The sequence below is a fragment of the Allosphingosinicella sp. genome (assembly GCF_035626655.1).
Classification (GTDB): domain Bacteria; phylum Pseudomonadota; class Alphaproteobacteria; order Sphingomonadales; family Sphingomonadaceae; genus Allosphingosinicella.
On the sequence record NZ_DASPNF010000005.1, the window covers coordinates 48808 to 62272 of the forward strand.

A 13465-nucleotide genomic window follows, 5' to 3' on the forward strand; every position below is an offset into this window, starting at 1 on the left:
TCAGACGACGATCCGCACCTCGCCGGTGGAGGTCTGGTAGACCTCGCCCGCCGTAAGGCCGCCGCCGGTCGCGGCGCTGTTATTGGCGTAAGTCGGCAGCGTGGCGACCAAGCCGCGCGGAAAGGCCGGGCGGTTGCGGGTGTCGCCGAAGTGGATCAGTTCGTACTGATTGCCCGGATTGGCGGCCTCCTGCTTGACGATGGAGGCGCCAGTGCCGCCGGCAAGGCCGTAGCCGCCGCCCTGGCCGATCAAATAGTAGAAATTACCGTCGCCCTGCCCCCGGATCAGCATGCCGCCGGGAGAGAGGCGGGTCCCCGGATGACTCGCGTCGCCGAGCGTGGAGCCGGCGAGATCGGCGACGAAGCTGAGCTGATCGGCGATAACGAAGCCCGCACCGCCGGCGCCCGCCAGGACGGCGTTCGTGTTGTAGGACGGCGCCGGCATTTCGCCCATCGGAGCGATGATCAGAGCCGGGAGGGCGACATCCCAGGCGTCTCCAGTGAAATTTGGTTCGGCATAGCAGCCGGCAAAGACCGAGCGGTTGGCGCCGCTGCCATATTCCACCTTGTAGCCGGCGGCCCCGGTGCTGTCGCCGTCCGTATGGCAGCCGACATAGCTGTTGCCGAGAAAGCTCGCGTCATAGAAGCCGAAGCAGCCGACGGCCGGCACGAAGGCATTGCAGCCAAAGACCTTGCAGGCATTCGCATCGTCGCCGTCAAACATGAAACCATGCTCGGTGGGGCGGATGGCGTGGCAATTGCTGAGCTCAGAGAGATTGGCGTTGCCCTCGACGTCGCCGCTGCCGGCGATCCTCGTGCCCGCCTCGAGCTTGGCGCCGCACTCGTCGAACCGCAGGTTGCGGGCGAAGACGCGCGCGGCGCTCCACAGGCCATAGTCGAAGCCCCCGGGCCGGGTGCCGCTGATCCGGATGGTCAGATCCTCGATGAATGAGAAGTCCGCACCATTGGCTCCTGTGACCTTGCCGTCGTCCAGGTCGTCTTCCTGCAGGGTCGCGAGCGCGCCGATGCTGATCGCCCCGACCATGATCGAATCGATGCCGGCGACGCTGGCGAAATCGAGAATGGTGGCGAACATGCCGGCACCGCGAATGGTGACCGGGCGGGCGGGGATGAGCTGCCGCGTGACGACATACTCGCCCTCCGGGATGAAGACCTGGATCGCGTCCAAGCCGGGAAAGGCCGAATAGAGGATTGCTTCCAGCGCTTCCGTGAGATCGTTGCCGTTCGCAGGATCCTGAAAGTCCGTGATGTTGATGAAGTCGCGATGGTGCGTGACGTCCGGCATTGTCTGTCTCCTGGTTTGAGGAGACTCGCACATGAACCGCCGAATCCAACATTAATCCAACAAAATGAACGGGCTGGACATCTCCCGCTGTGGCCCCGCCTCACGCGGGCTCGACGTCGATCTTCCCTCACGGCAACGGCTCGGCTAGGCGGCGGCGAACAGGAGATCGTTTCATGGCCGACCCCAAGCCCCTGCCCTTCGACTGGGTGGACCCTTTCGCGCTCGACGCGCAGCTTTCCGACGAGGAACGGATGGTGCGCGACACCGCCGAGGCCTTCGCCCAGGACCGGCTGCAGCCCCGCGTCACCTCCGCCTATCTCGAGGAGCGCTTCGACCGCGAGATCATGAACGAGCTGGGCGAGCTCGGCCTGCTCGGCGCGACCATTTCGCCCGATTATGGCGGCGCCGGCCTCAATTATGTGAGCTACGGTTTGATCGCGCGGGCGGTGGAGCGGGTCGACAGCGGCTACCGCTCGGCCATGTCGGTCCAGTCCAGCCTCGTGATGCACCCGATCAACGCCTACGGCTCCGAGGAACAGCGCCGGAAATATCTGCCGAGGCTCGCCACCGGCGAGTGGGTCGGCTGCTTCGGCCTGACCGAGCCGGATGCAGGCTCCGATCCGGGCTCGATGCGCACGCGGGCGAAGAAGGTCGACGGCGGCTACCTCCTCTCGGGCTCGAAGATGTGGATCACCAACTCGCCGATCGCCGACGTCTTCGTGGTCTGGGCGAAGTCGGACGAGCATGAGGGACGGATCAGGGGCTTCGTGCTCGAAAAGGGCATGAAGGGCCTGACCGCGCCCAAGGTGAAGGAGAAGCTCTCGCTGCGCGCCTCGATCACCGGCGAGATCGTGATGGACGAGGTCGAGGTGCCGGCGGAAAATCTCCTCCCCAACGTCTCGGGCCTTGCCGGGCCGTTCGGCTGCCTCAACCGCGCCCGCTACGGCATCGCCTGGGGCTCGATGGGGGCGGCCGAAGCCTGCTTCCACGCGGCGCGCAGCTACACGCTCGACCGCAAGCAATTCGGCCGGCCGCTCGCCGCGACCCAGCTGGTGCAGCTGAAGCTCGCCAACATGGTCACCGAGATCACCCTCGGCCTCCAGGCCGCGCTCCGCGTCGGCCGGCGGCTCGACGAAGGCGAGCTGATCCCCGAGACGATCAGCATGATCAAGCGCAACAATTGCGGCAAGGCGCTGGAGATAGCCCGGATCGCGCGCGACATGCATGGCGGCAACGGCATTTCGGCGGAATTCCAGGTGATGCGGCATGCCGCCAATCTCGAGACCGTGAACACCTATGAGGGCACGCACGACGTGCACGCCTTGATCCTCGGCCGCGCGATCACGGGGATTCCGGCGTTCTGATTTTGCTCGTGGAGGGATGATGGACAAGCCGCTCGCCGGGCTGAAGGTCGTCGAGCTCGCCCGGATCCTTGCGGGCCCCTGGGCGGGGCAATTGCTCGCCGATCTCGGCGCCGAGGTGATCAAGGTCGAGCGGCCCGGAGCCGGCGACGATACGCGCAGCTGGGGGCCGCCCTTCGCCGCGGACGGCAGCGCCGCCTATTTCCACGGCTGCAACCGGGGAAAGACAGCCGTCGCGATCGATCTGGAGAGTAGGACGGGCCAGGACCAGGTGCGCGAACTCGTCCGCGACGCCGATGTGCTGATCGAGAATTTCAAGGTTGGCGGGCTCGCCAGATACGGGCTCGATTTCGCCTCCCTCCGCGAAGTGAACCCGAGGCTCGTCTATTGCTCGATCACCGGCTTCGGACAGGACGGGCCCTATGCGGGCCGCCCCGGCTATGACGTCATGATCCAGGCCATGGGCGGGATCATGGACCTGACCGGCGATCCCGACGGCGAGCCGCAGAAGATCGGCGTCGCCTTCGCCGACATCTTCACCGGCGTCTATGCCTCGAGTGCCATCCTCGCCGCGCTCAGGGGGCGCGAGGCGACCGGGACCGGCTGCCATATCGATATGGCTTTGCTTGACGTGCAGGTCGCCGTGCTCGCCAACCAGGCGATGAACTGGCTGATCGGCGGCGAGGTCCCGCACCGGCTCGGCAATACCCACCCCAATATCGCGCCCTACCAGGCCTTCGCGGTCGCGGACGGTCATGTCATCGTCGCGGTCGGCAATGACGCGCAGTTCGAGCGGCTGCTCGCCCTGCTCGGGCTGTCCGAAGATCCGCTTTATGCGAGCAATGCGGGGCGGGTGCGGAACCGGGCGGCGCTCGACGCCCTGCTCGCGCCTGCCATCGCGCTGCGCCGGCGCGACGAACTGCTCGCCGCGCTCGCGGCAGCGGACATTCCGGCCGGGCCGATCAACGACGTCGCCCAGGTGTTCGCCGATCCGCAGGTGATCGCGCGCGGCCTGCAGATCGCGCCCGGCGGGGTGCCGGGAATCGCCTCCCCGATCGTCATCGACGGCAACAGGCAGGTCGCGGACAGGCCGAGCCCCCGTCTCCCGGGAGCCGATGCGACGAAACGATAAACTGCGCACATCCAGCCACTTGCGTCACGTTCCGGTCCACATTATGTGGCTGCGACTGCTGAAAATTGGAAACATTGGGCGGAGGTCTTTTCCGATGAGGGTATTTGTTGCACTTGCTTCGGTTGCTTTGGTGGCCACGCCGGCCTTCGCGCAGGGCGGCAGCGGCGCCGTGAGTGGCAGCGCCGGCGAACTCGCCACGCAGAGCAACACGCCGGAAAGCACCGGTAGTGGCGGCCAGGGCGCCGACGGGGAGCGCCGCATCTGCCGCCGCGTCGAAACCGGTTCGCAGAGCCGGATGACCTATCGGCGCGTCTGCCGGACCGCCGAGGAGTGGCGCGCGTCGCAGCGCACGCAGTAAGCGTCAGGCGCGCCTGCGTCTGAACAGGAGGATGGGCTCGCCCCGATAGGTGGCGGGCTCATTTTCGTTGAAGCCGATTTTCTCCGCGACCCGGATGGACGGCGCATTCTCCGCGTCGATGATCGCGACGACCTCGTCCGGCGCCAGCACCGCATCGGCCCAGGCGAGCGCGGCCTGCGCCGCCTCGGTCGCATAGCCCTGCCCCTGCGCGGCGGGGGCGAAGATCCAGCCGATCTCGAGCAGCCCCTCGATCGATGGCGTCATGTCGCGCTTGAAGTCGGCGAAGCCGAGCTGGCCGAGATAGCGCCCGTCGTCGCGCGCCACGACCGCCCAATAGCCAAAGCCGACGAGGGTCCAGAGGCCGGGCGCGCAGAGCATGCGCCGCCAGGTATCCTCCCGCGACAGCGGGTTCGCGCCGAGATAGCGCATGACCTCGGGATCGCCCATGGCCCTGGCTTGGGCGTCGAGATCGCTCTCTTCGAAGGGGCGAAGGATGAGCCGCGCGGTCTCCAGGACCGGAGCCGCGCGCGCCGCCATCACTTCTTGCCGAGGGTCAGACCGCCGAAGCGCTTGTTGAAGCGCGCCACCTGGCCGCCCTGGTCGATCACGCGGGTGTTGCCGCCCGTCCAGGCCGGATGGACCTTCGGATCGATGTCGAGCTGCAGCGTGTCGCCTTCCTTGCCCCAGGTGGAGCGGGTCTGGAAGGTGCTGCCGTCGGTCATCTGGACCGTGATGAAGTGGTAATCGGGGTGGGTCTCGGTCTTCATGTCTTTGATCTTCCGCGATTTTGGCTGGTTCCGACCAGCCTGTAGGAAAAAGCAGGCCGCGCTCTAGCCGCTGGGGCCGCGATTGACAAGCCGTGCTGCACCGCAATAAGCCCGTAGCCGTGAAGGTGCCGCCCGTCAAAAGGCGGTGAAAATGGGAAGCCGGTGAGAAACCGGCGCTGTGCCCGCAACTGTAAGCGGCGAGCGCCCTCCCCTCCAAGTGGGGAGACGCGCAGGGACCCGCGAGCCAGGAGACCTGCCTTCGCCGTCGTCCGCACCCGGCCGGGACCAGCCAGCGGTGCGTGGCACCGCCTGGTCCGCTGACGGCCGCGCGGTTCCTCCGAGGCGACATGTGAGTATGTCGTTTCAGGAGGAAAAACATGACTTTATCCCTGCTTCTTCTCACCGCGTCGGCGCTTCAGGCCGATGCGGAGATCGTCGTCACCGGGGCCCTCGAGCCGGTCGCCGCCGACGCCGCCCCCGTTTCCTCGACCGTGCTGGGCGAGCCCTGGATCCGGGCGCTGGACCTGCCCGCTGCAGCCGACCTGCTGCGGCTGACGCCCGGTGTCACGGTCGCGACGACGGGCCCGCGCGGTACGCAGACCCAGCTCCGGATCCGCGGCGCCGAGGCCAGCCACACACTGCTGTTTGTCGACGGCATCCGCTTCAACGATCCCGCCGCGGGCAACGAGGCCCGCTTCGAATTGCTGACCAGCGACCTGCTCTCGCGGATCGAAGTCGTGCGCGGCCCCCAATCGGCGCTCTGGGGCTCCGAAGCCCTGGGCGGGGTGATCGCGGTCGAGACGGCCGATCCCTTTCGCCGGACCGGCTTCGTCGGCGAGGGCGAATATGGCAGCCACGACAGCGCCCGACTCTTCGGCCGCTATGCGCTGCGGACCGGCAATGTCGGGATCAGCGCCGGGCTCGGCTGGCAGCGCAGCGACGGGATCGACTCGCTGGGCGGTGGCGCGGGCGACCGCGATGGCTTCGAGAATCTCGCCGCGTCGCTTCGCATCGAGGCGCGACCGGCGGAGACAGTCCGTCTTGGCGTCACCGGCCATTGGGTCGAGGGGCGCTCCCGCTATGACGGCTTCGACCCCCTCACCTTTCTGCGGGCCGACACGCTCGACTCGACGCGGAACCGGATCGGCGCGGTGCGGGCCTTCGCCGCGGGCGAGTGGCACGACTGGGCGGTGCGCGGCGAAGCCTCCTATCTGGACAGCGCCAACCGCAACCGCCTCGCCGGCGCGCCGCTGAACAGCACGTTCGGCGACCGGCTGACGCTCGGCGGCCAGATCTCGCGCCGGCTCGGCGGCCATACCATCATCGCCGCGGTCGAGCGGCAGGAGGAGAATTTCCGCGCCCGCGACACATCGTTCGGTGGCTTCACCGACCAGGACCGCTCGCGCAGCCTCACCGCGATCGTCGGCGAATGGCGGGCGGAATGGGCGCCGGCGATCGTCACCGACCTCGCCGTCCGCCATGACGATTTCAGCGCCTTCGCCGACGAGACCACCTTCCGGGCCTCGCTGCTCGTCCGCCCGGGCGCCGGCATCACTTTGCACGCGGCCTATGGCGAGGGCGTTGCCCAGCCGACCTTTTACGACCTGTACGGTTTCTTCCCCGGCTCCTTCATCGGCAATCCGGATCTCAGGCCCGAGACGTCACGCGGCTGGGAGGCCGGCATACGCTGGGCCAACGCGCATTTCGCCGTCGGGCTGACCGGCTTCACCGGCAGGCTGCGCGACGAGATCGTCGATACGTTCGATCCGGCCTCCAACTTCTCCAGCACCGCCAATGCGTCGGGCAAGAGCCGGCGTGACGGCATCGAACTGTCGGCGTCGTGGCGTCATGCCGACTGGCTGAACGTCGAGGCCAATTATACCTGGCTCGACGCGAGCGAGCAGCGCGTCGCGGGCACTGCCCAGCTGCGCGAGGTGCGCCGGCCGCGCAGCACGGCAAACCTCGCGGCCTGGGGCGAGCGCGGCCGGTTCAGCTGGGGCGCGAGCCTGGCCTGGGTCGGTGCCCGGCGGGATATGGATTTCGACCTGTTCCCGGCGGCACTGGTCCGGCTCGACGATTATGTGCTCGGCTCGCTCCGCCTGGGCTACCGGATCCTTCCGCAGCTGGAGCTTTATGCGCGGGTGGAGAATGCGTTCGACGCCGATTATCAGGACGTGGTCGGCTACAACACGCCCGGACGGACGGTCTATGCGGGTCTTCGCGTCGCTCTTGGCCGCTAGCGCGCTGCTGCTCGGCGGGGCGGCGGACGCGGCGCCCCGGCGGGTTGCATCGCTGAACCTGTGCACGGACGAGCTGCTGCTCATGCTCGCCGCGCCGGGGCAGATCGCCTCGGTCACCCATCTCGCCCAGCAGGAGGCGGAGACACCGCTCTGGCGGCAGGCGCGCGCCTATCCGCGCAACGACGGCAGCCTGCTGTCCGTGGTCGCGCTGCAGCCCGACCTGGTCGTCACCATGGGCGGCGGGACCCGCGACCGGCTCGGCATCGCCGCACGGCTCGGCATCCGCACGCTCGATCTGGTCTTCGCACAGACCCTCGGCGACGTCGCCGACAATGTCCGCCGCCTCGCCGCCGCAATCGGCCGGCCGGAGGCGGGCACGGCGCTGATCCGGCGGATGAGCGCGCTGATCCGCAGCCGGCCACGGGGCGGCCGGATCGACACGATCTGGCTCGGCGGCGGCGGGCGCACGGTGGCGGCGACCGGCCTGGAGGCGCAATGGATGGTGCTGGCGGGCTTGCGGCAGCGGCCGCTGCAGGGCGACCGCGTCCCGCTCGAGACGCTCGTCGCCAGTCCACCGGCCCTGCTGCTGCGCAGCGACTATCGCGCGGGCCAATATTCCAGCGACCAGCGCTGGCTGTCCCATCCGGCCGCCCGCCACGCGGCCGCGCTCCGGACCCTGCCGACCGACGGGCGGCGGTGGACCTGCATGGGGCCGCTGCTGATCGAGGAGATCGAGCGGTTGCGGCGGGAGGCAGCGCGATGAAAGCGCGGGCGATTCTCCTGCTCCTGGCGGCGCTGGCGCTGGTCGCGGCCGCCTCGCTGCTGCTGCCGTTCGGGCCGCTCCGGGCATTGTTCGCGGCCAATCCGGACCTCGGCCTCGCCGTGCTGGGCGAGCTGCGCCTGCCGCGGACTCTGCTTGCCCTCGCTTATGGCGCGACCCTCGGGGCGGCGGGCGCGGCGGTGCAGGCCTTGTTCGCCAATCCCCTCGCCTCGCCCGATCTCACGGGCACGACCAGCGGCGCGGCGCTCGGCGCGGTGGTCACGGCCTATTATTTCAACCTGACCGCGCCGGCCGGACTCGCCATCGGCTCGGTCGGGGGCGCGCTCCTCGCCCTGCTGCTGCTGCTCGCGCTGGCCGGACCGAAGGCGGAGACCGCGACCCTGCTGCTCGCCGGCCTTGCGATCAGCGCCCTGGCGGGGGCGCTCACCACCCTGGCGCTGGCGCTCGCCCCCTCGCCCTTCGCCTTCTACGACGCCTATGACTGGCTGATGGGCTCGCTGATCGACCGCAGCCTCGACCAGGCCGCCTTCGCCGCCGTGCCCGGTCTGCTCGTCATCCTGCTGTTGCTCCGTCTCGCGCCGGCCCTGGACCGGCTGGCGCTCGGCGAGGAGGTGGCGCAGTCGCTCGGTCACAATATCAGCCGCCTGCGCCTGCAGATTGTCTGCCTGACCGCGCTGGGCGTCGGCGCCTGCGTCGCGATCTGCGGGGCGATCGGCTTCATCGGCCTGATCGCGCCGATCTTCGCGCGGCGACTGGTGCGCGGCCATCCCGGGCGGGCGATCCTGCCCGCAGCGATGATCGGCGCACTTCTGCTGACCGCCGCGGACCTCGCCGTGCGCCTCGCCCCGCTCGGCCGGACCCTGCCGATCGGGGTGCTGACCGCGTTGATCGGCGTGCCCTTCTTCCTCTGGCTGGTCGTGCATATGCGCTGGCGGGTGACGTCATGATGCTGACCGCTTCCGGCCTTTCGCTCCCCGGGCGTCTGCACGATGCGTCGCTGGCGGTCGCGGCGGGCGAGCTCGTCGCTCTGGTCGGCCCGAACGGCAGCGGCAAGACCAGCCTGCTCCATGCCCTGGCCGGGATCGGAGGAGCCGGCGGCACCGTCTCGCTGAACGGCGTCGACCCGCGCATGTTCGGCCCGGCGGCCCGGCCAGGGGCCTTCACCTATCTTCCCGCGTCGCGTGACCTCCCCTGGCCGCTGCTCGCCCGCGACCTGATCGCGCTCGGCGGCGGCGGCGGGGCGGTCGAGGGGCTGGAACTTGAGGAATTGCTCGACCGGCGTGTCGACACGCTTTCCACCGGCGAGCGCGGCCGCGTCCTGATCGCCCGCGCGCTGGCGCCGAAGCCGGACCTGCTGCTGCTCGACGAGCCGACCGCCAATCTCGATCCGCTCTGGCAATTGCGGCTGATGGCGCTGATCCGCGCCGAAATTGCCCGCGGGGACCGCGCGGCCCTGGTCGCAATCCACGATCTCGACGCGGCGCAGCGTTTCGCCGACCGCATCCTCGTCATGGACAAGGGACGGATCGCCGCGGAGGGCCTGGATGGCCCGCATGTCGCTGCGATTTTCGGGATCGAGAGAGTGGACGGCCGCTGGCAGCCCGTCGCCGCCTGATCAGTCGGGGGTTGCCGGCGGGTCCGCGATCATCGCGGTGAAATCGGCCTGGGTGGCGAGCTTGTCGCCGACATAGGCCTTGCCGCCGAACTTCCAGACCGGCCCGCGCCGCTGGATCAGGTCGCATTCGAGACGGAGCAGCACGCCGGGCTCGACCGGATTGCGGAACTTCGCGTTCTCGATCGACATGAAATAGACGAGCTTGCCCGAATGGGCGAGGCCGAGGCTCTCCACCGCGAGCACGCCCGCCGCCTGGGCGAGCGCCTCGATGATCATCACCCCGGGCATGATCGGACGCCCGGGGAAATGACCCTGGAAGAACAATTCGTTCATCGTCACCGCCTTCACGGCGACGATGCGCTGGTCGATCACCATCTCCTCGACGCGGTCGACGAGGAGCATCGGATAGCGGTGCGGCAGCGATTCCATCACCCGCCGGACGTCGAAGGGGACGCCGGTGGCGGCCGCTGCCGCTCCGCCTTCCTGATCGGCCATTAGCGGCCCTGCGGCCGCGGCCGGTTCGGCTGGGCCGGCGCCGGCGGCGTCGGCGTGCCGGGACGGGCCGGCGCGGCCTGCTGCGGCGCGTTCACGTTCAGCGGCGTCGCATTCTGGTTCACGATCGCGAGCACCGCGGGCGTGATGTCCAGGGCCGGCGACGAGGCCAGCACCTGGCTCGTGTCGACGACGATGGTCGCGCCGCGCTGCTGCTGCACGGTGGCGATCGCCGGCTGGACGCGCTGGCCGATCTGCTGCCGGACGAAGTTCACGTTGCGCTGGATGCGCTCGCGCGATGCGGCGATCTCGCGCTCGGCATTCTGCTGCATCGTCTGGAAATTCTGGATGCGCGTGGTGAGCGCGGCATCGGGCTGGGCACCGTTCAGCGCGCGGATCAGCGGCTCGATCGCGTTGCCCTCGGTCTGGATCTGCGTCTGCAGGGCCTGAACGCGCTGCTGCAGCTGATTCGCCTGGGCCTGGAGCTGGGTATTGGCGGCGGCGCACTGGGTGCAGGTGCCGAAAATCTGGTCGGTATTGACCACGGCGATGACCGGCGCGGGCAGTTGCTGGGCCTGCAGCACCGCGGGGGCGGTGGCGGCGAGCGCGACAAAGGCCGCGCCAAGGATAATCTTGGTCTTCATCAGAATGCTGTCCCTACGTTGAACGTGAAAAGTTTGGTGTCGTCGCCCGGCTCGCTGAGCAGGGCACGGGCGATGTCGATACGGAACGGCCCGAAGGGTGAGTTCCAGTTGACGCCGAAACCGACCGAGACGCGCGGACTCGGCGAATCGCCGAGGAAGCGCTCTGTGAACGGAGTGGTCGCAAAGCGCGTGAGCGTTTCGGTGGTGGAGTTGCAGGCGCCCCGGGTGAGGCGCGTCGTGCCGCCGGCATTGAGCGTGCACTCGTTGAAGGCGAGCGGGTTGTCCGGATTGATGTCGATCAGATTGGGCGACCGCACGCCGAACACCGCACCGGCGTCGATATAGATGCTCGGCCGGAGGCCCAGCTCGCGGACGCTCGCGCCCAGCGGAATTTCGAGCTCGGCGCGGGCTACATAATAGGCCCGGCCGCCGATCGCGTCGTCGGTGATGTTCTGGGGATCCTCGTCGAGCGCGACATTCTGCGCCGGCCCGTCCGGATTGTTGTCATCGACATCGAAGGTGTAGCGCAGGCGCTGGATGCGCGGCCCGACGCCGCGGATGTCGAAGCCGCGTATCTGCGGATTGCCGAGGAAGAAGCGGTCGGTCAGGCGAACCGGATCGATGCCCGGGCTGCCGTCCTCGAAGCTGTGGATGTAGCCGCCTTCGGCCTGGATCGAGAAGACGAAGTTGCCCAGCACGGTCCAGTATTTGGCCGCGTTCACGCGGGTGCGCAGAAAGCGCACGTCGCCGCCGAGGCCGGCATAGTCCATGCTGATCACGAAGCGCGCGCCGCGGCTCGGCCGGATGCGGTTGTTCAGCGTGTCCCAGACCAGCGAATAGCCGATCGAGCTGTTCAGCCGGTTGCCGATCACGTCGCAGAGATAGCGGCCGGCGATCAGCGGGTCGCAGGCGGCGGGCAGCGGCCCGGTGCCGTCCGGATCGGTGAAGTAGATGTCCGGGTTGAGCGTGATCTCGTCATAGGAGAGGCCGTAGCGCAGGGCGAGCGACAGCGTTTCCGTGATCGGCACGCCGGCGCGGATCTGGCCGCCCGTGGTGGTCTGCTCGTAGGTGGTGGTGCGGTCGTTGCCGAAGAAGTTGAAGCTGTCCAGGTCGCGGCGGAACAGGTCGAAGCCGATCGCGATGTTGCGGTCGAACAGATAGGGCTCGGTGAAGCCCAGCTCGACCGACTTGGAGTAGCTCGAATAATTGACTGCGGCGCGCAGCTCCTGGCCGCGGCCGAGGAAGTTGCGCTGGCGGACCGAGAGATTGACCAGGAAGCGCTCGAGGCTGGAGAAGCCGGCCGAGAGCTGCAGCTCGCCCGTCGCCCGTTCCTCGACCTCGACGCCGAGGATGACGCGGTCGGGCGCCGAGCCCTGGGTCTGGGTGATCTCCAGATTCTCCTGGAAATAGCCGAGCGACTGGATGCGGTCGCGCGAGCGGCGGACGCGGACGTTGTTGAACGGATCGCCCTCGGCGAGCCGGAACTCGCGCCGGATCACCTTGTCGCGCGTCGTCGTGTTGCCTGAAATGTCGATCCGCTCGACATAGACGCGCGGCGCCTCGGCCACCCGGAAGGTGACCGACATGGTGAGGTTTTCGCGGTTGCGGTTGAAGGTCGGGCGGACGTCGGCAAAGGCGTAGCCGAACAGGCCGGCGAGCTCGTTGAGCCGGGTGACTGTGTCCTCGACCTGCTGCGCATTGTAATATTGGCCGGTGCGCATCGGCAGGTTGGCGCGCAGCTGCTCCGGGCTGAAGTCGCGAATGTCGCTCTCGACGGCGACGTCGCCGAACCGGTAGCGCTGCCCTTCCTCGACCACATAGGTGATGATGAAGTCGCGCCGGTCGGGCGTGAGCTCCGCGACCGCCGAGACGACGCGGAAGTCGGCATAGCCCTGGGTCAAATAGAATTGCCGGAGCTTCTGCTGGTCATAGGCGAGACGGTCGGGGTCGTAGGTGTCGCGCGAGCTGAAGATATTGTACCAGACATGCTCGCGGGTCGCCATTTCGCTGATCAGGCGGCCGTCGCCGAACTGCTCGTTGCCGATGATGTTGATGCGGCGGACGCGCGACTTCGGCCCCTCGTTGATCTCGAACACCACGTCGACGCGATTCTGGTCGAGTTGGACGATCTGCGGCTCGACGGTCGCGGCATAGCGGCCCTGGCGGCGGTAGAGCTCGATGATCCGGGCGACGTCCGCCCGGGCGCGGCTGCGGGTGAAGATCTGGCGCGGCGCCAGCCGGATTTCCGGCGCGATCTTGTCGTCCTTTACGCGGCGATTGCCCTCGAGGATGATGCGGTTGATCACCGGATTCTCGCGGACCTGGATCACGAGATTGCCGGTATCGGCGCCGGCGATCTGCACGTCGGCGAACAGCTCCGTGGCGAGCAGGTCGCGGAGCGCCTGGTCGAGCCGCTCATTGTCATAGGGCTCGCCGGGACGCAGGTTGGTGTAGGAGAGGATGGTTTCCGGCTCGAGCCGCTGGTTGCCGCTCACCGACACCGAGACGATCTGGCGCTGCGGCGCGGGCGTGGTGACCGCGGTGGTCGGCTGCGCAGCCGCGGGCTGCGCGGCCACGGGCTGGGCCGTTTGCTGGGCCGACGCGGGCAGCGCCGTGCCGCCGAGCACCGTGCCGACCAGCAGTACGGCGCAATATGTACGTCCCTTTGGAAAAACTCTGTTCGCCGTCACGCGTCCCCGCCTTCACTCTAGGGTCGGAGCTTCGCCCGGACCTTTTACACTCCCTGTCAGCGCACCGCCCTGCCCGATCC

13 protein-coding genes and 1 riboswitch are annotated in these 13465 nt (G+C 68.5%); of the genes, 7 read left to right on the forward strand and 6 right to left on the reverse strand.

What is annotated here, in order from left to right; genetic code table 11:
- The gene (locus VEC11_RS03055) at positions 1-1305 is read right to left on the reverse strand and encodes a hypothetical protein (protein ID WP_464128998.1); all 1305 of its coding nucleotides are present in this window, start codon (positions 1303-1305) and stop codon (positions 1-3) included.
- A 173-nt stretch (positions 1306-1478) separates the two neighbouring features.
- Between VEC11_RS03055 and VEC11_RS03060 the strand changes: the two genes are divergently transcribed.
- The 3 genes from VEC11_RS03060 to VEC11_RS03070 all read left to right on the forward strand — a co-directional run bounded on the left by VEC11_RS03060 (position 1479) and on the right by VEC11_RS03070 (position 4156).
- Complete coding sequence (locus VEC11_RS03060) at positions 1479-2669, forward strand: acyl-CoA dehydrogenase (protein ID WP_464128999.1); 1191 nt, start codon at positions 1479-1481, stop codon at positions 2667-2669.
- Between the two features lie 19 nt (positions 2670-2688).
- Positions 2689-3798: a CaiB/BaiF CoA transferase family protein gene (locus tag VEC11_RS03065; RefSeq protein ID WP_464129001.1), complete on the forward strand. Its 1110-nt coding sequence runs from the start codon at positions 2689-2691 to the stop codon at positions 3796-3798.
- A gap of 94 nt (positions 3799-3892) precedes the next feature.
- A complete protein-coding gene (locus VEC11_RS03070) occupies positions 3893-4156 on the forward strand; it encodes a hypothetical protein (protein WP_464129002.1) in 264 nt (87 codons plus the stop codon).
- Positions 4157-4159: 3 nt separating this feature from the next.
- Here the strand turns inward: VEC11_RS03070 and VEC11_RS03075 are convergent, their stop codons facing one another.
- Complete coding sequence (locus tag VEC11_RS03075) at positions 4160-4693, reverse strand: GNAT family N-acetyltransferase (RefSeq protein ID WP_464129004.1); 534 nt, start codon at positions 4691-4693, stop codon at positions 4160-4162.
- Entirely contained in the window at positions 4693-4923 is a 231-nt protein-coding gene (gene rpmE, locus VEC11_RS03080; protein WP_464129005.1) for a 50S ribosomal protein L31, read from the reverse strand. Before rpmE ends, VEC11_RS03075 begins: the two co-directional genes overlap by 1 nt.
- Positions 4924-5029: 106 nt before the next feature.
- Positions 5030-5198: riboswitch (cobalamin riboswitch) on the forward strand.
- 102 nt (positions 5199-5300) lie between these two features.
- Here rpmE and VEC11_RS03085 point away from each other — a divergent pair.
- The 4 genes from VEC11_RS03085 to VEC11_RS03100 are packed head-to-tail and all read left to right on the forward strand — an operon-like array spanning position 5301 to position 9559.
- On the forward strand, positions 5301-7163 hold the full coding sequence (locus VEC11_RS03085) for a TonB-dependent receptor plug domain-containing protein (protein WP_464129007.1): 1863 nt from the start codon (positions 5301-5303) through the stop codon (positions 7161-7163).
- Entirely contained in the window at positions 7153-7926 is a 774-nt protein-coding gene (locus tag VEC11_RS03090; RefSeq protein ID WP_464129008.1) for an ABC transporter substrate-binding protein, read from the forward strand. The genes VEC11_RS03085 and VEC11_RS03090 overlap by 11 nt, the downstream gene beginning before the upstream one ends.
- Complete coding sequence (locus VEC11_RS03095; RefSeq protein ID WP_464129009.1) at positions 7923-8891, forward strand: FecCD family ABC transporter permease; 969 nt, start codon at positions 7923-7925, stop codon at positions 8889-8891. The genes VEC11_RS03090 and VEC11_RS03095 overlap by 4 nt, the downstream gene beginning before the upstream one ends.
- Positions 8888-9559 carry an ABC transporter ATP-binding protein gene (locus VEC11_RS03100; protein ID WP_464129010.1) on the forward strand — a complete coding sequence of 224 codons (672 nt, stop codon included), beginning with the start codon at positions 8888-8890 and terminating at the stop codon, positions 9557-9559. Before VEC11_RS03095 ends, VEC11_RS03100 begins: the two co-directional genes overlap by 4 nt.
- Here VEC11_RS03100 and fabZ read toward each other — a convergent pair whose 3' ends face one another.
- Genes fabZ through bamA form a run of 3 tightly spaced genes read right to left on the reverse strand, consistent with a single transcriptional unit; the run spans position 9560 to position 13385 of the window.
- Entirely contained in the window at positions 9560-10054 is a 495-nt protein-coding gene (gene fabZ / locus VEC11_RS03105; protein ID WP_464129012.1) for a 3-hydroxyacyl-ACP dehydratase FabZ, read from the reverse strand.
- On the reverse strand, positions 10054-10695 hold the full coding sequence (locus tag VEC11_RS03110; protein ID WP_464129013.1) for an OmpH family outer membrane protein: 642 nt from the start codon (positions 10693-10695) through the stop codon (positions 10054-10056). Before VEC11_RS03110 ends, fabZ begins: the two co-directional genes overlap by 1 nt.
- Entirely contained in the window at positions 10695-13385 is a 2691-nt protein-coding gene (gene bamA, locus VEC11_RS03115; RefSeq protein WP_464129015.1) for an outer membrane protein assembly factor BamA, read from the reverse strand. The genes VEC11_RS03110 and bamA overlap by 1 nt, the downstream gene beginning before the upstream one ends.
- Between the last annotated feature and the right edge of the window lie 80 nt (positions 13386-13465).

Excerpts from the sequence above, each read along its gene's own strand:
- fabZ (WP_464129012.1), bottom strand. The coding sequence starts at position 10,054 with ATGGCCGATCAGGAAGGCGGAGCGGCAGCGGCCGCCACCGGCGTCCCC.
- VEC11_RS03060 (WP_464128999.1), top strand. The coding sequence starts at position 1,479 with ATGGCCGACCCCAAGCCCCTGCCCTTCGACTGGGTGGACCCTTTCGCG.
- VEC11_RS03100 (WP_464129010.1), top strand. The coding sequence starts at position 8,888 with ATGATGCTGACCGCTTCCGGCCTTTCGCTCCCCGGGCGTCTGCACGAT.
- VEC11_RS03110 (WP_464129013.1), bottom strand. The coding sequence starts at position 10,695 with ATGAAGACCAAGATTATCCTTGGCGCGGCCTTTGTCGCGCTCGCCGCC.
- VEC11_RS03085 (WP_464129007.1), top strand. The coding sequence starts at position 5,301 with ATGACTTTATCCCTGCTTCTTCTCACCGCGTCGGCGCTTCAGGCCGAT.
- VEC11_RS03065 (WP_464129001.1), top strand. The coding sequence starts at position 2,689 with ATGGACAAGCCGCTCGCCGGGCTGAAGGTCGTCGAGCTCGCCCGGATC.
- VEC11_RS03070 (WP_464129002.1), top strand. The coding sequence starts at position 3,893 with ATGAGGGTATTTGTTGCACTTGCTTCGGTTGCTTTGGTGGCCACGCCG.
- rpmE (WP_464129005.1), bottom strand. The coding sequence starts at position 4,923 with ATGAAGACCGAGACCCACCCCGATTACCACTTCATCACGGTCCAGATG.
- VEC11_RS03075 (WP_464129004.1), bottom strand. The coding sequence starts at position 4,693 with ATGGCGGCGCGCGCGGCTCCGGTCCTGGAGACCGCGCGGCTCATCCTT.
- VEC11_RS03095 (WP_464129009.1), top strand. The coding sequence starts at position 7,923 with ATGAAAGCGCGGGCGATTCTCCTGCTCCTGGCGGCGCTGGCGCTGGTC.
- VEC11_RS03055 (WP_464128998.1), bottom strand. The coding sequence starts at position 1,305 with ATGCCGGACGTCACGCACCATCGCGACTTCATCAACATCACGGACTTT.